Origin of the sequence: Terribacillus sp. FSL K6-0262, assembly GCF_037977385.1 — a bacterium.
Taxonomy (GTDB): Bacteria; Bacillota; Bacilli; order Bacillales; family Amphibacillaceae; genus Terribacillus.
Genome location: NZ_CP150277.1, coordinates 3,262,314 through 3,282,335, shown reverse-complemented (window position 1 = coordinate 3,282,335; position 20,022 = coordinate 3,262,314). Strand labels below are relative to the sequence as shown.

Genomic DNA, 20,022 nt, shown 5'->3' with positions numbered 1-20,022 from the left:
CAATCCCTCGTCATTCGACAAGGGATCGTCAGATAATCATTATATTATGGGTATAGACGGTTCAAAAGACGCGGGAATGGAATCGTTTCACGAACATGCTCCACGCCGGATAGCCATGCTACTGTCCGTTCAAGTCCCAGTCCGAAACCTGAATGCGGCACACTGCCGTATTTGCGCAATTCCAAGTACCAATTGTACGCATCGCCAGTCAGATTATGTTCCTCATAGCGTTTTTCCATTAACTCAAGGTCATCGATGCGCTGGGATCCGCCGATGATTTCTCCGTAGCCTTCCGGTGCAATCAAGTCGGCGCATAATACGACTTCTTCCCGATTTGGATCTGGCTTCATGTAGAATGCTTTGATCGCCGCTGGATAATGCGTGATGAACACTGGTTTATCAAAGCTTTCTGCAATTGCAGTTTCATGCGGAGCTCCGAAATCTTCTCCCCACTCGATATCATCGAATCCTTTTTCTTTCAGCAATTCGATTGCTTCATCATATGTGATGCGCGGGAATGGCGCCGTGACTTTAGCCAGTTTCTCCGTATCACGTCCAAGGATTTCAAGGTCCAGTTTGCAGTTCTTGAGCACAGAAGCGACAAGATGGCTGATGTAGTTCTCCTGGATTTCCAAGCTTTCCTCATGCTCGACGAATGCCATCTCCGGCTCGATCATCCAGAATTCGATCAAATGGCGTCTGGTTTTGGATTTTTCTGCCCGGAATGTAGGACCGAAGGAGAATACTTTGTTGAATGCCATTGCTGCAGCTTCCATGTAAAGCTGTCCGCTTTGGGAAAGGTATGCTTCTTCATCGAAGTATTTTGTATGGAACAATTCCGTTGTGCCTTCTGCAGAAGATCCCGTCAGGATCGGCGGGTCGATTTTTGTATAGCCATTTTCATGGAAGTATTCATAGGTCGCGCGGATGATTTCATTACGGATTTTCATCACCGCATGCTGTTTTTGGGAGCGGAGCCATAGATGACGGTTATCCATCAGGAATTCCGTACCATGTTCCTTTGGTGTAATCGGATAATCCGTGGAAGTGTGGATAACTTCCAAGTCTGCCACTTGAATCTCATATCCGAAGGAAGAACGGCTGTCCTCCACTACTTTACCTGTAACATAAAGGGATGTTTCCTGCGTCATGTTCTTTGCCGTCTGGAACACTTCCTCCGATACGTCATTCTTCACGACGACTCCTTGAACGAACCCGGTTCCGTCACGCAGCTGCAGGAATGCGATCTTCCCGCTTGATCGTTTATTGCGGAGCCATGCCCCGATTGTCACTTCTTCTCCTACATGTTCACTAAGCTTAGCGATCGTTGTCTTCAAAAAGAACCCTCCATTGTCTGTCCTACATATGTAGTTGTGTTATTGATATTGGTTTGATAAAGCAAAGTTTTCCAGCTGCTCTGTACCATCTAATGTGTAATAGCTGTAGCCGAGGCGATCCTGTCCATCCCGATAGGTCACTTCCCAAGCGGGCGAGCCATCATATAATCCCAGCCGGACATCGTCCATATCACAGTCCGCTCCGCACGCTGATTTCCAGCTGCTCTCGACTTGCTCTTCATCAGCTGAGTCGGTCGTATAAATGATTTTGTCCGCATCTTTCTCGCCCTTCCTGATAAAGGCGATGGCATCTGTTCCGTCAGACTGCTTGCCTCTCACGACATGATATACATGCTCGCCATTGAAGCGTGTCACTTCATCGACGTTCTCCAGCTCCGTATTCTCGAGCGCGAACTTCTCTGAAGCTTCGAAGCCGTCTGTACGAGCATGCTGAGCCGTGCTATACACGTATATCCCGCAGCCGAGGACGATCAGCAGAACAGCCAAAGCACTGAACAGTGTGATCTTGGCCCATTTAGGTACGGTAAATCGTGAATATCGCCGTATCATGATTTTCCTCATCCAATGCTAATCCGAACATCAAGTCCTTTTCCTTCAGTGTGCGGTTCAGGGAATCGACCAGCTTGTACAGGTCGCTGCTGTATTGCACACGAACGGTGGACAATGTTTCCATCTTGTTATTTTCCATCCTTGTTACCTCCGAGCAATCCATTTACATGATTTGTTACTCATAGAGATGGCTTTCTGCAGCAAACTAATGTATGTTGAGAAGCAATCCAATTCTTATTATACCAGTAGTCCTGGTGTAATTCTAAGACGAGTTCCAAGTTTTTTCAACAAAATTCTTCCTTCTCCCCAGCAGTTGTGCGTCCTAGTGACGCACTTTTTTTATAACCAATCCTCCGCCAGCTCCAAAAGCTCGGATGTGCTCTTATAATGTGTAGGCACTGCCGGGATGGAATCCGTGAAGTAGCTTCCATATCTTGTCTTCATCATCCTGTCATCACATACGAAAACGATGCCCCTGTCGCTTGAAGAACGGATCAGCCGGCCGAATCCCTGCTTGAAGCGGATGACGGCATTCGGCAAGGCAAGCTCCATGAAGGCATTCTTTCCCTCAGCCTTCAATTTGGCAGCTTTCGCTTCATATATCGGATGATCCGGCGGCTGGAATGGCAGGCGCGCAATGACAAGACAGCTCAAATCATCCCCCGGTATGTCCACGCCTTCCCAGAATGAACTCGTTCCAAAGAGGATGGCCTTTTTATTGCTTTGGAAATTTTTCTTCAACCTGTCACGGCTGCCGCTCGTAATGCCTTGGGCTATGAGGGAATAATCCTGATCCTCGGTCAGCTCCTTCAAGAGTCCATAAGCTTTTTTCAGCATATCATAAGAAGTGAATAACACCAGCATCCGGCCTTCCGTGATGGAAGCCAGGCTGAGGATCGCTTCGCAAACCGCATAGATGAAAGGATAATTATCCTTGCCCCTTACATCTGGAAAGTCATTCGGGACCAGCAGCTGCACTTGGTCTTTATAGGAATAAGGAGAATCGAACCGCCTGGTGACAGTCAAATCGTCCAATCCCAGCTGCTCCTGAATGAAAGCAAATGACTGCTTCATCGTCAAGGTCGCACTCGTCAGCACGATACTTTTCTTTTCGGCAAAAAAATGCTCCAGCAATAAATCGGCGATATCCAACGGTTCACTGTAAAGGTACACTGCATTGCGCGCCCCATACATATCGACCTCGATCCACTTCACTTCCTCGTCACCATACACCAGGAACATCCGCTCAATGTCATCGATGATGGTCTGCAGCTGATCGACTGTATTGCGCAAGGAATCCGAAATCTTTTTGTCCCCTTGCTTATCTGCCGTCTTTGTCAGCTGCAGAAGATGATGGATGCAGTCCCGTACGCTGAATGATAATCTGCTGCTCATTTCCGCGATGACTTGCATCTGTTTTGTATCCCGGACTTCTTCAAGCCGCAGCTGGAGCCGTCCGATATCATTGGTGCCCAGCTTCTTTTTGTGCTGGGATAAAACGAAGTCATGGATATATCGGAACATATCGTCCGCTTCCACTTTGGTTTGATCCCATAAGCTTGACCAAATCAGCATCTCTGCCTGTGTATTGGGAAGCTCATCCGTCGCCTTCTCATACACTGTATTTGCATGGGAAAGCATATGGTGAATCGACACATAATCCAATGCCAAGCCGAAATGCTTTGCTGCCGTTGCTTCAAAATGATGCGCTTCATCGATGATGACACGCTGATACGAAGGCAGCAGCTGATATTCTTCCTGCATATCACTGCAAAGCAAAGCATGATTGGTCACGATCACGTCCGCCTGCCATGCTGCCTTCTTCGCCCTTTGATAAAAAGAGCGTGAAAACCAAGGCGAAAATGGATCTTGTGTGTCTTCTGCATCGGCAGACATATGCAGGAAAAATCGCTTGCCGCTGGAAGGCAGGTTCACTTCATCAATATCCCCGGTTTCGGTCATTGTCAGCCAGACAAGCAAAATCGCCTTGGTAAGCGCAATATCATAATTGTCATTTGCTGTTTGCTGCAGTTCGGATTCAAATCGGCTCAAGCTTAAATAATGCTGCTTCCCTTTCAGCAAGGCGGCCTTGAACGAAAACGGCAAAATACCTTGCAGAAGCGGGATCTCCTTATCCATCAGCTGTGCCTGCAATTGAGTCAGATGGGTGCTGATGATCACCCTGCTGCTCTCCTTGACCGCTGTATAAACAGCAGGCAAAAGATATGCGAGTGATTTACCAGTCCCTGTTTCAGCTTCCAAAAGTGCGTGCTTCCCCGATTGAAAGACATCGAATATCTGCTCACTCATCTCTACCTGGCTTTTCCTCGGTTCATAGCCGGTCATTCCTTCTGCAAGCCAGCCGTCTTTTTGATACAGCTGATCGGCTATCTCCCCGAAGGACTGTGTGACAGCCGAAGCCTCAGCCTGCTCCTGGGGAACTTTTCGAATGGCCAGTCCGCGGAAAACCTCCAGCTCGTCATCCTCTGTATCCTCGAAGGCCAGCTCTTCCAGACGATCCTCAAGCAAGCTTCGCAAATCACTTTTCAAGGCTCTTTCAAGTGTCAGGAGGTGGGAAACCGTCTCATATGGCAATCTTCCCAGCTCTTTCAGCAAAGAAAGCAAAAGTTCTGCCGTTACAAGCGTATCGGACAGCGCCCTATGCGGCCGATCATGCTCGAAGGATAGATGCTCACTGAGCACACTCAGCTTATAGCTTGGAGCTGTCGGCAGCAGGATGCGTGCCAGCTCCACCGTATCGAGGACAGGGCGGTTTATCGGCGTAAATCCTGCCATTTCCAATGCACTATTCAAAAACCGAAGATCGAAGTTTGCATTATGCGCAACCACATAGCTGTCTTTGAAAAAGGCCGAAATCTCATCTGCTACATCCTCGAATTGCGGAGCGCCAGCTACATCTTCATCGGTGATACCTGTCAGCTGGGAAATGAAAGGTGGAATCGGCATACCGGGATCCAGCATCGTCTGAAATTGATCCGTGATCACACGTCCTTGGATGACGACAATCCCGACCTCTATGATTTTATCGCCATTCGACGGCGCATGTCCTGTTGTTTCTAGATCCACCACTACAAATTTATCCATACTCCACCCTCCATACTGCTTAGAAAAGAAAGACTCTTATCTGTGATAAGAGTCTTATCGTCCGATTCTCTCCGCCATTACAACATCACTGTAAGCGGCGGTTCCTCCTCGATGATTTCTTTCACTGTGTTATCTTCATTCATCAAGGCAATCTTCGGCTTGAAATCAGCCAGTTCCTCATCGGAAAGCATGGCATAAGAAACGATGATCACTACATCATCTCTTTGCACAAGACGTGCAGCAGCCCCATTAAGGCAGATGACACCGCTATGCCGCTCACCAGGAATCACATATGTTTCGAGACGGGCTCCATTATTATTGTTCACGATTTGGACTTTTTCATGAGGCAGTATGCCTACCTGTTCGAGTATGTGCGTGTCTATCGTTATACTGCCAACGTAATTAAGGTTCGCTTCCGTGACCCGGGCGCGATGTATTTTCGCTTTCATCATTGTGCGAAACATCTTTTTTCCTCCTATGTCAAAAACGGTCCATGACAGATCCGTCCGCTTCCAATACCAAATTGTCGATCAATCTCGCCTTATCGAAAAAGACAGCCGCTGCGATGATGATACGTGATTCAATCCTGCTCACTGGCTTCAGTGCCGGATAAGACAAAATTTCAACGTAGTCTATTCTACCATTTGTCTCGCTGTTTATAAATTCTTTTACTGCAGACACGATTTTATCAGCATCATCCTCCCCGTCTTCGATGCTTTGCTTCGCTTGCTGCAATGCACGGTAAATCGCTGGTGCTGCTTGCCGCTCCTGCTCCGATAAATAAACATTCCGGCTGCTTTTCGCTAATCCGTCGGCTTCCCGGACAGTCGGCACCGGCACGACTTCAAGCGGGAAATTAAGATCATGGACCAATGCTTGGACAACTGCGACTTGCTGTGCATCCTTCAGCCCGAAGTACGCTCGATCCGGCTGGATCAAGTGGAAAAGCTTCGCCAATACGGTGACAACACCATCGAAATGACCTGGTCTGGATTTACCGCACAGCACATCGACACGATCTGTGACTTGAAGCTTGATCGTGCTATTCCCTGGATACATGGCTGCAGCTTCGGGCATGAAGACGATATCGACGCCTTCCTGTTCGGCGATTAGCCGATCACGCTCGGCATCACGCGGATAGGTGTCAAAATCCTCCCCTTCGCCGAATTGGAGCGGATTGACGAATATACTCAATACAGTGATATCATTTTCTGCCTTGGAGCGTTTCATCAAGGCTTGATGGCCTTCATGCAAAAAGCCCATCGTCGCTACATACCCCACGGATTTCTGCTCTTTGGCAAGCTGCTTTCTCTCCTGCTGCAGCGCTTCTAATGTCGTAATGATCTTCATTGCCGTTCACCTGCTTTCGGCAATGCTGCTTCGTCCATTGTAAAACTCTGCTCGTCATTCGGGAAGATACCGTGTTTTACATTTTCGCGATAAGTGGTGAACACGTTCGTGACGGTTTCGTTCAAGTCAGCATAGCTCACGGCGAATTTCGGCAAACGGTCGACACCGAATCTGCTTAGATCATGGAAGACAAGCACTTGTCCATCCACCTCCACTCCTGCACCGATGCCGATGACTGGAATGGAAACCTCTTTCGTTATGAGTGCGGCCAATTGTTTCGGGACACATTCCAAAACAAGTGCGATGGCGCCGGCAGCCTCCACTTTTCGTGCATCTTCAAGCAGCTGTTTTGCCGTCTGCTCGCTTTTTCCCTGTACTTTATAGCCGCCCAGCATGTGAACGGATTGAGGTGTCAAACCAAGATGACCGACAACAGGAATCCCTCCTGTCGCCAGTGCTTTTATGCTGTCCAGGATGACCTGATCAGCTCCTTCGAGCTTTAGAGCCTGTGCCCCGGTTTCCTGGAAGATACGTTTTGCTTGCGGTACAGTCGCCTCCACTGATACGTGATAGGTCATAAACGGCATATCCACCACGACAAACGTATCATTTCCGCCTCTTGTGACGGCTTTTCCATGATGGATCATATCCTCGACGGTGACAGGGATGGTGCTATCATAGCCGAGGACGACCATTCCGAGTGAATCCCCGACTAAAAGCATGTCGATGCCAGCCTGCTGCGCCAGTTTTGCTGTTGGGTAATCATAAGCCGTGACCATGGTGATCTTCTCATTAGTTTCTTTCATTTTTTGAAAATCGAGTCTCGTTTTCATTGTACTACTCCTCTTTCCATTCCAATTCGGCAGAAAACAGTCTCTCTAGACTGCCATCGTCATTTTCCAACAAAAGCTCGCCGTCCTCCCCGATACCTTTGAAAACCGCTTCAAACACAGCGGACGGGGCAGTTGCTTTTACTCGATGTCCGAGACGCAGCGCATACTGCATCCATTCGTCCCGGATGACTTGAAAACCTCTTTTTGTATAGAGCGAATAGACTTCCTCAAACTCTTTCCAAATAAGATGAACCAGTTCCTGCCTGTTCCATTCCTTATCCGTTTCGATACGCAAGGAAGTTGCTTTATGCCGGATATCCGGTGCAATTTCCGTCGCGGTCTGGTTTATATTGATGCCGATACCGAGTACGATATGCTGAATATAATCCTGCTCTGCCTGCATTTCAGTCAAAATCCCGGCAAGCTTTTTACCACCCAGGTAAATGTCATTCGGCCATTTGATGGCCGCATCGATGCCATTCTTACGGAATGCACGCGCAATGGCCACTGCAGCAGCCAGCGTAAGCTGTGCAGCCTCTCGCGGTCCGAATTCCGGCCGGATGATCAAACTCATCCAAATGCCGGTACCTGCAGGAGAATGCCAGCTGCGCCCCTTCGTACCCTTACCGCCGGTCTGTTGGTCGGCTATCACAACCGTACCATGGACTGCACCTTGATCGGCCAATGATTTTGCCAGGATTTGAGTCGATTCAAGCTGTTCTTCAAATATGATCTTGCGACCGATCCATTTGGTATCAAGCTGCCAGTTAAGCGTATTTTTACTTAGCTTATCTGGTGATTGCCGTACCTGGTAGCCCTTGCGCGGGATGGCATCTATCGCATATCCATCCGCCTCCAATGCTTTCATATGCTTCCATACAGCAGCCCTGGATATGCCAAGCTGTTCGGATAAGTACTGACCGGAGACATACGAAGTCCTATGTTCCTGAAGGATTCTGATGAGCCGATTACGCGTCGTGTTCACGGATGATCCACTCCTTCAGCCGTTCTTTTTCATTTTCGATCCGATTCTCCACCACTGCTTTTTCACAAGCATGCAATAGATCACGGATCCAGCTTCCTTTTTTCCTATCAGGGAACCAGCTGATCAAATCCCCGCCGGATATAGCAAGCTCCGAGGTATGACGGATAGGCAGCTTTCTCCTGAGGAAAGAAAGTTCATCCTGCACATCTCTATCCTTGCAGATCTCCATTAAACGGCAAAAGCCGGCATCAAGATGCGCCGGCAGCTGGTAAACAGACCATGCATCGAAATCGCCCTGAATCATCTGTACGAGGTTTTGAGCATCTTGTTTGATGCTGTTGGAGAGCTTCCATTCTTTCACCCAATCCATGACGGACCTGCCGCTCAAAAAAGAACAAAGGGCTATCCATTCTGCCAGACTTCCCAGAGGCTTGATCCTTGACGCCACTTTGCCCATCAGGTCAGGATGATCATGGAAGATCGGCATTGCTTCCCATAAATTGGTTGATTCGAGGAGCTGTACCGCCGTTTTCACATGTTTACCGGCGCATAATTTATCCATCTCGATCGCCACACGCTCGATCGCTATGCGTGACAGCCACAAACGCTGCTCCTCCATTACTTTGCGGGCGTCGTCATCCAGCCTGTACCCCAGCTGGGAAACAAATCGCACCCCGCGCATCATCCGCAAAGGATCCTCCTGAAAACGGTCGAAGGCGTTGCCGACAGTGATCAGCTCTTTATTCCCGATAGCGCTCCTTCCATCAAATGGATCCACCAATTCTCCGTCTTTGTTCATCGCAATTGCATTGACCGTATAATCACGCCGTGCAAGATCCGCTGTGACATCCTCAACGAAGTTCACATTGTCGGGATGACGATGATCGGAATATGCACCCTCTGTCCGGAAAGTCGTGATTTCAAAACTCTCCTTCTCAAATCGAACGAGTACGGTTCCGTGTTCGATACCAATCGGGATGACTTTATCGAAGACTTGCATCACCTGGCTGGGTGTAGCCGATGTTGCAATATCCAAGTCCCCGACCTGTTTTCCGATGAGATGATCGCGCACCGCGCCTCCGACCAGATATGCTTCATAGCCATGGTTCTCAAGCTGCTCCATGACCCGGAATGCTTTTTCGAATATTTTCATTGTAAAACCTCTTCATAAATTGCTTCGTATTGCGCAACAATCTTATCCGAATGGAAGGCTTCGGCTGCATGCTGGATCGATGCTTCGGAAAACTGCTGCCAAAGCCTTTCATCCGTCAACAGATCCATCGCAAAGTCTCCCATTTGCTCCACATCCCCCAGCTGTGCCGTAAAGCCGTTCTTCCCATGCACGATCACCTCAGGTATACCCCCGACATCCGTTCCGATGCAAGGTACACCGCAAGCCATCGCTTCCAAAAGAACCAATCCGAAACTCTCCTTTTCAGAAGGGAGCAGCATGATATCTGCCATATTTAAAAGGGCAGCCACGTTATTACGTTTGCCCAGGAACAGAACCTGATCCTCCAGCCCGCGCTGCTGCACATCCCGCAGAATATCGGAGTACTCGGGGCCGTCCCCGATCAGCAGCAATTTTGCGGGCAGTTTTTCTTGTACATACGAAAAAACCTGTACAACATCCTGTACACGCTTGACTTTACGGAAATTGCTTATATGTACGAGTACTTTCTCGTCTTCTGTGATGCCGAACTGCTCCCTCACTTCGCCCACATCAGCCGGCCGGTACACTTCTTCATCCACAAAATTATAAACGACATCGATCGGACTTGCCACGTCAAGCATTTCCCTGGTCTGTTTCACAAGACTCTCCGAGACGGCAGTGACGACATCGCTTTCCTCGATCGCATGGATGATCATTTTGCGCAAGCCATTATCAATTCCGAGTACTGTGATATCCGTACCATGCAAGGTCGTCACGATTTTGACATCATGCTTGGCGATGGCTTTGGCCAAGATCGCGCAAATTGCGTGGGGAACGGCGTAATGGACATGCAAGACATCCAATTTTTCTTCATCGATTACCTCTGCCATCTTATTAGCCAATACAAGGTCATATGGCGGGTACTGGAAGACAGGGTAATGACTCATCTCCACTTCATGGAAAAATACATTTGGAAGCAGCATATCGAGCCGGAAAGGGACACTGGATGTAATGAAATGAATGTCGTGTCCCTTTTTGGCCAGCTTCTTGCCGAGCTCTGTCGCAATCACGCCTGAACCGCCAAGCGTCGGATAACATGTGATTCCGATTTTCAGCTTTTTCATAGTTCCGGCTCACGGTCCCGGATGATCTGGCGCCAATCGAAATCGCCCCGGTCCAATCCGCGGATGAATATTTCGGCTGCTGCCAGATTGGTGGCAAGCGGAATGCGATGCACATCACATAATCTCATAAGCGCACTTACATCAGGTTCATGCGGCTGTGCTGTCAGCGGATCCCGGAAGAAGATGATCAGATCCATTTGATTCGTTGCAATACGGGCACCGATCTGCTGATCCCCTCCAAGCGGGCCGGACTGGAACAATTCCACCGGTAAGCCTGTGGCTTCCTTGATGCGTGTGCCGGTTGTCCCTGTAGCATACAGGGTGTGTTTTTTCAGCATTTCCTTATATGCAATCGTGAATCGGACCATTTCAGGTTTTTTCTTGTCGTGGGCAATTAAAGCAATATGCATGTCTACCGCCTCATTCCAGTATATTTTCTAAACCGTATGCCAGTATGTCCATCTTCATGACACGCTCCACCGCAAGCTCTACACCAGACATAAACGACGCACGGTTGAAAGAATCATGCTTGACAGTGAATTGCTCCCCAGGTGCACCGAAAATGACTTCCTGGTGTGCAACAAGTCCTGGAAGACGTACACTATGGATCCGCATGCCATCGATATCCGCCCCCCGTGCCCCAGGGATCGTCTCTTTCTCATCCGGATGTCCTTGTTTGGCCGGTTTCCGTACTTCCTGAATGAGCTGTGCCGTTTTCACTGCGGTGCCGCTCGGTGCGTCAAGCTTCTGGTCATGATGCTTTTCGATGATTTCCACTGTCGGGAAGTATTTGGCTGCCTGCTTGGCAAATTGCATCATGAGCACTGCTCCGATTGCAAAGTTAGGTGCGATGATCGCTCCGATCCCCTTCTCTTCACTTAGCTGCTGCAGCTCTTGCACTTGTCCTTCGGTGAACCCGGAAGTACCGACTACGGGACGTACGCCATGTTCGATGGCAAGCTTCATATGTTTGTAGCCTGTCTCCGGTACAGTCAAGTCGATCAGCACATCCGCATCGACCTCACGCAGGCACGCCGCAGCATCCTCATAGATGACGGCATCGCTTGCTGTCAAACCGTCGATATCGGCAATGCGCTTGCCTCCATTTCTTCGGTCGATAGCTCCGACAAGCTCAAAATGAGCCGTCCGCTCTATAAGCTGCAATGCTTCCGAGCCCATCCGGCCTCTTGGTCCAGCCACGATGATCCTAATAGTATCTTTAGTCATTCTGTAAATCCTCCTGTGTCTTCTTCGTCCATCTGTCTTTGTCCCTTGTTTCGAACTTCGTCATCGATTTCTCGAATGCTTCAGACAGGTCGATATCAAGGGAGTTGGCAAAGCTGGTCAGTACAAAGATGATATCTCCGAGTTCATCCGTCACCGTATTGTCCGCTTCACTTGCTTTCTTTGGCTTTTCGCCATATGTATGATTCACTTCCCTGGCCAGCTCCCCCACTTCTTCGGTCATGCGGGCAAGCATGCTGAGCGGTGAGAAATAACCTTCTTTGAATTGGGAAATATAAGCGTCGACCCGCTCTTGTATTTCCTTGGTCGTATATACTGTACTCATGCGCTTTCTTCCTTTCACTGTATCATTACCATGTTAGCCTAAAAATAAGGCGTTTGACAAATGTTTTTACCTATGAGGCATATTTGTAGAGAAGGTCTTTGTTGTCTATAATATAGAAGGAATTGTCATTTTAGGAGGTAGACCATGTTAAGACTGCGTTTGAAGAACATCCTGTTCATCCTGTTGGGTGCAGCCATCTTTTCATTCGGCATTGTCCATTTCAATATTGCGAATAAACTCGGGGAAGGCGGATTCACCGGGATTACGCTCATTTTACTATTCGAATTTGACTGGGATCCGGCTATTACGAACCTGGTGCTGAACATCCCGCTGTTTTTGATCGGCTGGAAATTCCTCGGCCGGACGACATTTGCTTATACGATCATCGGGACAGTGGCTGTTTCCCTCTTCCTCCGCTTATTCCAAACGTATTCCCTCCATATTGATTTAGGGAATGATTTGCTGATTGCCTCGCTATTAGCCGGGGTATTCATCGGTGTCGGGCTCGGGATCATTTTCCGTTATGGCGGTACCACGGGCGGAGTCGACATCATTGCCCGGCTGGCCAATAAGTATGCCGGCTGGACGATGGGGCGGACGATGTTCATGTTCGATGCAATCGTCATCGTCACCTCCGTACTCACCTATCTTGATCTGATTCGGGGTATGTATACTCTGGTCGCTGTCTTTGTCGGCGCCAGAGTCATCGATTTCATCCAGGAAGGCGCCTACTCGGCAAGAGGTGCGACCATCATCTCCACGCAAAGCGCCGCCATCGCCAATCAAATTTTAAAACAGATGGACCGGGGTGTCACCGTCCTTGACGGCAGGGGCAGTTTCACCGGTGAAAAGAGGGATGTCCTCTATTGTGTCGTCGCCCGGAACGAAATCGTCAAACTCAAAGCAATCATCACCTCGGTCGACCCGCATGCTTTTGTGGCACTCAGTGAGGTGCACGATGTGATGGGCGAAGGTTTTACACTCGATGAAAATAAAAAGCCCTATCACACAGATTAGCTTTTTGCATGCATTCATGCGAATGTATTGATAAAGTGGAGAGGAATAAACGAAAGAGGTGTGATGATGGAGCTTACCGGTAAAAAGATACTTTCTTTTGTAAGTGATGATTTTGAAGATTTGGAGTTATGGTATCCCGTCCTGAGACTGCGCGAGGCTGGTGCGGAAGTCCGTTTGGCAGGGGAAGCTGCCAATATGGTGTACAAAGGGAAATATGGTGTTCCGGCCACGTCGGATGCAGCGTTCGAGGAAGTCATTCCGGATGAGTATGATGCATTGCTCGTACCAGGAGGCTGGTCGCCGGATAAACTGCGCCGTTTCCATAGTGTTTTGGAAATCACCCGTCATTTTCACAGCCACAAAAAACCGATCGGGCAAATATGCCATGCGGGCTGGGTGTTGATCTCTGCCGGTATACTGAAAGGTGTGAACGTGACGAGCACCCCCGGAATCAAAGATGACATGACGAATGCCGGCGCCATCTGGCATGATGAAGCAGTCGTCGTCGATGGCCATATCGTGAGCAGCCGCCGTCCGCCTGATTTGCCCGACTATCTCCGGGAACTGATCAAGGTCATACAGACCCAATAAAAAAAGGCATCCCGCGGGATGCCTATTCTTATTCTTCGCTATTGCCTACAAAGAACATGAGGATGAAGCGTACAAGCTCGGCAACTGCTACCAGAGCTGCTGCAACATAAGTCATCGCTGCCGCATTCAACACTTTCTTCGTAGAGCGTTCTTCATCATTCCGGATGATTCCGGTGGAAACCAGCTGAGCCATCGCGCGGTTCGATGCATTGAACTCGACCGGCAAGGTGACAAGCTGGAACAATACCGCGATACTGAATAGCGCGATACCCCATCCCACCAGACTCAGAGCTCCAAAGATCGCACCTGCAATGATAAGCAGGAAGGAAAGGTTATTCCCCCAAGCAGCTGCCGGAGCAAGCGCTGTACGGAATTTCAGGAAGCCGTACCCTTCTGCGTCCTGGATTGCGTGTCCTACTTCGTGGGCAGAGACAGCCGCTGCTGCCATGGAGTGGCCATGATAGTTATCAGTGGACAGACGGACAACTTTATGGCGAGGATCATAGTGGTCGGACAGCATACCACGTGTTTCCTCGATCTGCACATCATAAATGCCGTTATCATCAAGGATCTTTCTCGCAACCTGTGCACCAGTCATCAGAGAAGACGTTTCTACTTTCGAATATTTTTTGTACGTACTTTTAACCTTCGATTGAGCCCATAACGGGATAATCAGAAGAAGTGCTATATAGATAATATAAGCACCTAGTGACATATACATTCCTCCATAAAAATATTTGGAACTTATTAAGGTCAATTTTAGTCAAGAATTCAAAAAAAATCAACTATTGGGATCCTTGTTCACACTTTTGTCATTTTCGGCTCGATACTTCTTATAGCCGACATAAATAAGCGTCCCTACTATGCTTGCACTAATACCAAGTATTCCCCAGAAACGCCCCGTTCCATAACTGCTTTTATCAGGTACTGCAACGCTATACAAGTATGCAGGAAGTGTATGGAATTGTTGATCAAACGTTTGAAGCATTTTGTCGGAAGATGACGATAGCGCCTCTGTTTGCGGCTGCAGCATGATATCGGCAATGTTGGCAAGTACAAAAAAAGAGGCTGTCAGGACGATGACGAGAAGCAGCTTTTTCATAAGCATCCCCTCTTTTTTAGATGTTCCTACAGCCTATGCTGGAAAGCCCCTGGATATGTCGGTATCCGCCTCATTTATTTGGATTGCGTGATGATTTCCGCTGTGTGACGATATAACCGACGAAAATGGAAACGATGCTAAGCCAGAAGGTGAAATACCCAATCACATCACTGTAATCCGTCAAATTGCCATATATCGGCATCATACCGAAAACATAGTCAATGATATCATTATGCAGGACGACAATGGCAGCCAATGCCAGATGACGCAATTTCACGCGATAAAGCGGGGCATACAGAATACCCTGGACAGCCATGGCGAAATGGGAAGCTATGAGCATATATCCCTGCCAGGAAAGTGTTCCGGCGACTGCCAGCGTCAAAAGATTCATCACGACGGCCCATATGCCGTACTTGAACAAAGAGACGACTGCCAGAGCTTCGATATAACCGTTCTGTTTCCCGATTAACAATAAACCTAGGAATATCGTAAAAAAGAGGCTGGCCGTCGGACTATCCGGCACAAAGGGAAGGAAAATCGCCGGCGTGATTTTAAGCTGCCAGCCGTACCAGATATATCCATAAATCGTTCCAAAAAGATTGATGATGAATAATAACAAGATACTATAACGATGGAAAAGAAGACGATACATGATGTGCTTGTCCTTTCATTTCGATTATGTATTCCCCTGCCCTGCGATGGGCAGTCACTTTATTTTAGCAGAATATCTTTTGTCCCGGCACTTTAAACAAGAAAGAAAAAAATAGATGCGCCGTTACGGCGCATCTATTTAAATATGTTCAATTTTATCTTCCGCCTCTTCTTTCAATTGACGCATCTGTCCCGGCACTTTAAACAAGAAAGAAAAAAATAGATGCGCCGTTACGGCGCATCTATTTAAATATGTTCAATTTTATCTTCCGCCTCTTCTTTCAATTGACGCATCGCCTTGCTTAATAAGCGAAATTTATCTTCATCCCTCTTATCAAGAGCCAAATCAATTGCTTCTTGCAGTTTTTTCTTCTTGTATTGATAATGCGATGCGTCGAGAAGTTTCGCTGCCAGCTGCCGGTCTTCTTTTGTGACATAATGATCCTCCGGCAGGAATGGATTATCCTCAAGCACTGCAACGTATTCCATGCTCTGATGGGAATTCTTGAAATTGAGTTGAATATAGACAGGATCTTTCTTGTTCATGCGGATATCATGGAATGATTTTTCCGCATCGGTCGTAACGATATTGTCCTTATAAAAACGAAACGGCACTTCATCTGAACAATGGGCGGATATGATGATTCCTCTGGGACTGAATCTTGCTTCGCGGATGAAATGTACATTATCAAGAAACGAATCATGATTGATCAAGTAGTTCAAGATCCAGACACTTTCCCTGCGCTTCAATTGGTAATTATCCAAAAACCAGCGAATGAACGTTTTCTTATCTTGCATGGTAACGGAAATATTCATATGTGCCCCCTCCCAGAAAGCGAAATGATTTCAATTCAATGCATTTATTGAGACAAGAGCCGGTTGATATTCTCTTCTACTTCGATATCCGATGGCTCCAGGCGAAGATACTCTTTAAGTATTTCGACAGCCTCTTGCATCCTCCCTTCTTCCAATAGGAAATATCCGTATTCTTTTAGAAAATCGCTATCATCTTTGAAGTTAGTATATGCTTCCCTGTATGCGTTTAATGCCTCATCGAAGTTTTCCGTTTCATTATAGGCACGTGCCAGCTCCCAGCGGTACGCTGCATCTTCTTCATCTGTCTCCAGGATATGTGTCAATAACTCGATGATTGCCTCATGATCTTCATCAAGCTTGAAATTCTCGATCAAATATAGAATTGCTTCTTTGTAGCCCGGATCGAGCGCGATTGCATGACGGATCAGGAAGTAGCTGCGGTCATTCCTTCCCAGCTGTCTGGCAAGACGGCCCGCAGTGAAATAAAGCTTTTGGTTATATTCATCCAGCGCCAAACCTTTTTCCGCCGTTTCAAAAGCTTTCTCGATCAAACCCTCTTCTTCATAGGCTTTGGCCAGATACTCATAGACAGACAGATAATCAGCTTCTTCTTTGAGAAGCTTTTCCCAAATGTTGATGGCAATGTCGTATCTGGATAGCTTGAACGCAGTGAAACCATAGCTGAATAGCTGCTCCACGTCCTCGACATCCGTTTCCTGGTAATAAGTCAATGCTTTTTCGAATTCACCCGTTGCTGCATAAGCTTCGGCTAAACGAAGGGCAATATCGATATCCCCCATTACGGTCTCTTTTTCATAAATTTTTTCGTAATACGTGATCGCCTTCAAATAAGAGCCGGTTGATAGCGACAGTTCACCCAATGCCAGATCGATGACTGATTCAGATGGATCGAAACGTTTGGCGGCAAGTAATTTCTGTTCTGCCACTTCGAATAATCCTTGAGCTTGATATAAATCAGCAAGCTGAATTTGAGCCGGTACAAAATAGTCCTCATCCTCGACAATCTGATCAAGCTTATCGATTGCTTCTTGGTCTTCATTCAAATCGATATGAAGCTCGGCCAGCATCATTTTAAGCTCCATTTCATCCGGGAACATCTGCTCCAGCTGAAGAAGGACGGCTTTTGCTTGTTCATGCAGGCCCCATTGCATATACAATTCGGCAATGGTAAATTTCTCTTCTTCATTGGCGCGCGGCAAATATGCCTCCAATGTATCCACCGCTTCCTTGGGCTGGTCGTTCTCCATATATGTTATCGCTTTTTGCAATTCTTCCATTTCTGACACTTCCTTCTATTTACGCGCTTCTTTAGCTTTTTAAGTCTTTCTTCAGTGTAACCTAAAGCCAGGGCTTTAGAACAGTAAAAAAGCCTGATTCCCTGCTGGGAACCAGACATATTCAATTTTGCAGCGCCCGCAGATCCGCAAAAAATGATGGATAAGAGATATTGATGCTGTCTGCATCAGTAAGGACAGTTTCTCCCCGGGCAATCAAACTGGCAATGGCAATCATCATTCCGATACGATGATCACCAAAGGAATCCGCTGATGCACCTTGCAGGGATTGGCTCCCCGGAATCCGCATGCCATCAGGCGTCGTTTCCACTGCCGCCCCAAAGCTTGACAGTGTAGCTGCAATGGCTTCAATTCGATCGGTTTCCTTGAACCGGAGTTCTTCGGCATCTTTGATAATCGTATCTCCATCGGCTTGGGTAGCGAGCAAGGCCAAGATAGGCAATTCATCGATAAGCCGCGGAATGATATCACCGCCGATCTCGATTCCTTTCAATGGACGATACCGGATCCTGATATCCCCGATCCGCTCACCAGCTTCGATCTTATGCTCCCTGATTTCCATATCGGCACCCATGTCTTGCAGTACATCCAGGATGCCGGTGCGTGTCTCGTTGAGTCCGGTATTGGTCAAGGTGATATCGCTGCCCGGTACCATGCTGGCGGCAGCAAGGAAAAACGCCGCCGAAGAAATATCCCCCGGCACATACACATCGGTGCCGATGAGCTGCTGTCCGCCTTGAACCGTGACACTCGTCCCGTTCACATCGATGTTTGCCCCGAAGCTTTTCAGCATCTGCTCGGTATGGTCCCTTGTTTTGACATCTTCTGAAATCCTGGTTTCACCCTCGGCTAAGAGACCAGCCAGCAGCAAAGCGGATTTTACCTGCGCGCTTTTGACAGGTGTATGATATGTAAGCTCCGACAGCTTCTGTCCGTCAACTGCCAACGGTAAATACTTGCCTTGTTCGCGCCCGTTGATTTTCGCACCCATTTGACGGAGCGGCAGGACGACACGGTCCATTGGCCGCTTCGTCAAGGACGCATCCCCATATGCTGTGATATGGAATGGCAAGGCAGCGAAAACCCCAAGCAGAAGACGTGCCGTTGTTCCTGAATTACCGAAGTAAATCGGCTGCAATGGTTCCTGGAAGCTGTCCTTCCCTTCACTCTCAATGATGACGGTATCGCCATCCTGCTCAATCGAAACGCCTAACGCCCGGAAGGCATCGATTGTCCGAAGGCAATCCTCACCGCTCAGGAAATGCCGGACAGTCGTTTTCCCCTTGGCTAAAGAACCAAAAATGATGCTCCGATGGGAAATGGATTTATCCCCGGGGACGGTAATGGAACCCGATAACCCTTTCCCTGTCGGCTGCAATCGAATATCTGTCACTGTTTTCACCTTCAATCTTCTATCTTCACTTCATAACCGAATACTTCCAGTACACCCTTCGCCTTGAGCTGAATTTTCTGTTCGGCGAAACTGAGTCGAAGGACACCTGTCAGGCCTTCCCGAAGCTCGAGTATCTGAATATTGACGATACTCAATCCAGCGTCGGCAATAATGGTCAGTACCTTTTGCAGGGCGCCTGGCTGGTCGGTGATATCGACGTATAGATCATAGTAGCCTGGAATCGCACCTTTTTTCCGAGGTTCCAAACCATCCCGGTAATGCTTCGCTTCTTCCAGATAGGTATGTATTTCTTGTTTATGATCCTCCAGCAGAAGCTTCCGGAATTTTTGCATTTCCTCGATCCAATCATCAAGCAGGAGCGCCATCTTTTCTTTATTCTGAAAGAAGATATCCTGCCACATGCCTGGATTGCTGGAAGCGATGCGCGTGATGTCCCTGAATCCGCCTGCTGCCAATTTTGGCAGAAAGCTATGCTTCGTTTCCCATTTCTTAGCCTGCTGCACCAATGCCGATGCAATCAGATGCGGGAAATGGGAGACGACTCCTGTCATTTCATCGTGTTCCTCGGCAGTCAAAGTGATGAAGGTGCTTTTGGTACCATCCAAGAGATCCTTCAGCCGATCGAGATCGCTTTCTTCAGCGCGCTTCACCGGTGTCAGGACATAGATGGCGTTCTCGAAAAGATGTGCTTTGGACGCCTCGATCCCATGTTTGTGGGAACCAGCCATCGGATGACCACCGACGAAGACGATTTTATCCGAACGCAAGGAAGCCGCTTGGCGGAAAATCGGTCCTTTGACGGAAGATACATCCGTGACAAGCACTTCCTTTTCCAATTTCATATCATCAAGCTCTTGGAGGAGCTCGACTGACTTGGAAACGGGGGCAGCAAGCAAAATGATATCAGCCTTTTGGACAGCCGCTTGAAAAGAGGCCGATGCTTCATCGATAATCCCATGCTGAAGAGCATATTTCAATGTACTTTCCTTGTGATCCACCCCGATCAGATGCACCTCTTTATGCTGCCGGATATTACGGGCAAGCGAGCCGCCTATCAAGCCGAGTCCCGCGATAACAACTGTTTCCAT

At 48.1% G+C, this 20,022-nt stretch carries 22 protein-coding genes; 2 read left to right on the top strand and 20 right to left on the bottom strand.

The window, feature by feature from the left end; translation table 11 throughout:
• Positions 1-44: 44 nt before the first annotated feature.
• The 13 genes from asnS to MHI54_RS16820 form a co-directional block, all read right to left on the bottom strand.
• On the bottom strand, positions 45-1,337 hold the full coding sequence (gene asnS / locus MHI54_RS16880) for an asparagine--tRNA ligase (protein ID WP_095215235.1): 1,293 nt from the start codon (positions 1,335-1,337) through the stop codon (positions 45-47).
• A gap of 39 nt (positions 1,338-1,376) precedes the next feature.
• Positions 1,377-1,907 carry a DUF5590 domain-containing protein gene (locus MHI54_RS16875; RefSeq protein ID WP_095215236.1) on the bottom strand — a complete coding sequence of 177 codons (531 nt, stop codon included), beginning with the start codon at positions 1,905-1,907 and terminating at the stop codon, positions 1,377-1,379.
• Complete coding sequence (locus MHI54_RS16870; protein ID WP_095215237.1) at positions 1,873-2,046, bottom strand: YpmA family protein; 174 nt, start codon at positions 2,044-2,046, stop codon at positions 1,873-1,875. Before MHI54_RS16870 ends, MHI54_RS16875 begins: the two co-directional genes overlap by 35 nt.
• A gap of 200 nt (positions 2,047-2,246) precedes the next feature.
• Positions 2,247-5,012, bottom strand: coding sequence for an ATP-dependent DNA helicase DinG (gene dinG / locus MHI54_RS16865; protein ID WP_340082059.1), 2,766 nt, complete (start codon positions 5,010-5,012; stop codon positions 2,247-2,249).
• A 77-nt stretch (positions 5,013-5,089) separates the two neighbouring features.
• Positions 5,090-5,476, bottom strand: a complete 387-nt coding sequence (gene panD / locus MHI54_RS16860; protein ID WP_340082058.1) for an aspartate 1-decarboxylase — start codon at positions 5,474-5,476, stop codon at positions 5,090-5,092.
• A gap of 16 nt (positions 5,477-5,492) precedes the next feature.
• Entirely contained in the window at positions 5,493-6,362 is an 870-nt protein-coding gene (gene panC / locus MHI54_RS16855) for a pantoate--beta-alanine ligase (protein ID WP_095215240.1), read from the bottom strand.
• Positions 6,359-7,195, bottom strand: coding sequence for a 3-methyl-2-oxobutanoate hydroxymethyltransferase (gene panB, locus MHI54_RS16850; RefSeq protein WP_095215241.1), 837 nt, complete (start codon positions 7,193-7,195; stop codon positions 6,359-6,361). Before panB ends, panC begins: the two co-directional genes overlap by 4 nt.
• Before the next feature lie 4 nt (positions 7,196-7,199).
• Complete coding sequence (locus MHI54_RS16845) at positions 7,200-8,180, bottom strand: biotin--[acetyl-CoA-carboxylase] ligase (protein WP_095215242.1); 981 nt, start codon at positions 8,178-8,180, stop codon at positions 7,200-7,202.
• Positions 8,164-9,333: a CCA tRNA nucleotidyltransferase gene (locus MHI54_RS16840; RefSeq protein ID WP_340082057.1), complete on the bottom strand. Its 1,170-nt coding sequence runs from the start codon at positions 9,331-9,333 to the stop codon at positions 8,164-8,166. Before MHI54_RS16840 ends, MHI54_RS16845 begins: the two co-directional genes overlap by 17 nt.
• Complete coding sequence (gene bshA, locus MHI54_RS16835; RefSeq protein ID WP_095215244.1) at positions 9,330-10,457, bottom strand: N-acetyl-alpha-D-glucosaminyl L-malate synthase BshA; 1,128 nt, start codon at positions 10,455-10,457, stop codon at positions 9,330-9,332. The genes MHI54_RS16840 and bshA overlap by 4 nt, the downstream gene beginning before the upstream one ends.
• The gene (gene mgsA / locus MHI54_RS16830; protein ID WP_095215245.1) at positions 10,454-10,867 is read right to left on the bottom strand and encodes a methylglyoxal synthase; all 414 of its coding nucleotides are present in this window, start codon (positions 10,865-10,867) and stop codon (positions 10,454-10,456) included. The genes bshA and mgsA overlap by 4 nt, the downstream gene beginning before the upstream one ends.
• A 10-nt stretch (positions 10,868-10,877) precedes the next feature.
• Entirely contained in the window at positions 10,878-11,684 is an 807-nt protein-coding gene (dapB, locus tag MHI54_RS16825) for a 4-hydroxy-tetrahydrodipicolinate reductase (RefSeq protein ID WP_095215246.1), read from the bottom strand.
• Positions 11,677-12,027, bottom strand: coding sequence for a nucleotide pyrophosphohydrolase (locus MHI54_RS16820; RefSeq protein ID WP_095215247.1), 351 nt, complete (start codon positions 12,025-12,027; stop codon positions 11,677-11,679). Before MHI54_RS16820 ends, dapB begins: the two co-directional genes overlap by 8 nt.
• 144 nt (positions 12,028-12,171) lie before the next feature.
• On the opposite strand from MHI54_RS16820, the gene MHI54_RS16815 reads away from it, so the two are divergent.
• Together MHI54_RS16815 and MHI54_RS16810 are read left to right on the top strand one after the other, a co-directional pair.
• Entirely contained in the window at positions 12,172-13,044 is an 873-nt protein-coding gene (locus tag MHI54_RS16815) for a YitT family protein (RefSeq protein ID WP_095215248.1), read from the top strand.
• Positions 13,045-13,110: 66 nt separating this feature from the next.
• On the top strand, positions 13,111-13,635 hold the full coding sequence (locus MHI54_RS16810; RefSeq protein ID WP_095215249.1) for a type 1 glutamine amidotransferase domain-containing protein: 525 nt from the start codon (positions 13,111-13,113) through the stop codon (positions 13,633-13,635).
• A gap of 28 nt (positions 13,636-13,663) precedes the next feature.
• Here MHI54_RS16810 and MHI54_RS16805 read toward each other — a convergent pair whose 3' ends face one another.
• From MHI54_RS16805 to MHI54_RS16775, 7 genes are all read right to left on the bottom strand, one after another.
• Positions 13,664-14,350: a zinc metallopeptidase gene (locus tag MHI54_RS16805; protein ID WP_095215250.1), complete on the bottom strand. Its 687-nt coding sequence runs from the start codon at positions 14,348-14,350 to the stop codon at positions 13,664-13,666.
• Positions 14,351-14,416: 66 nt separating this feature from the next.
• Positions 14,417-14,737, bottom strand: coding sequence for a sporulation protein YpjB (locus MHI54_RS16800; RefSeq protein ID WP_095215251.1), 321 nt, complete (start codon positions 14,735-14,737; stop codon positions 14,417-14,419).
• 70 nt (positions 14,738-14,807) lie between these two features.
• Positions 14,808-15,389, bottom strand: a complete 582-nt coding sequence (locus MHI54_RS16795; RefSeq protein WP_095215252.1) for a DUF1405 domain-containing protein — start codon at positions 15,387-15,389, stop codon at positions 14,808-14,810.
• A 245-nt stretch (positions 15,390-15,634) separates the two neighbouring features.
• Complete coding sequence (locus tag MHI54_RS16790) at positions 15,635-16,204, bottom strand: ReoY family proteolytic degradation factor (protein ID WP_095215253.1); 570 nt, start codon at positions 16,202-16,204, stop codon at positions 15,635-15,637.
• Between the two features lie 44 nt (positions 16,205-16,248).
• Positions 16,249-17,502, bottom strand: coding sequence for a tetratricopeptide repeat protein (locus tag MHI54_RS16785; protein ID WP_095215254.1), 1,254 nt, complete (start codon positions 17,500-17,502; stop codon positions 16,249-16,251).
• A gap of 121 nt (positions 17,503-17,623) precedes the next feature.
• Positions 17,624-18,913, bottom strand: coding sequence for a 3-phosphoshikimate 1-carboxyvinyltransferase (gene aroA / locus MHI54_RS16780; protein WP_095215391.1), 1,290 nt, complete (start codon positions 18,911-18,913; stop codon positions 17,624-17,626).
• Positions 18,914-18,924: 11 nt separating this feature from the next.
• On the bottom strand, positions 18,925-20,022 hold the full coding sequence (locus tag MHI54_RS16775) for a prephenate dehydrogenase (RefSeq protein WP_340082056.1): 1,098 nt from the start codon (positions 20,020-20,022) through the stop codon (positions 18,925-18,927).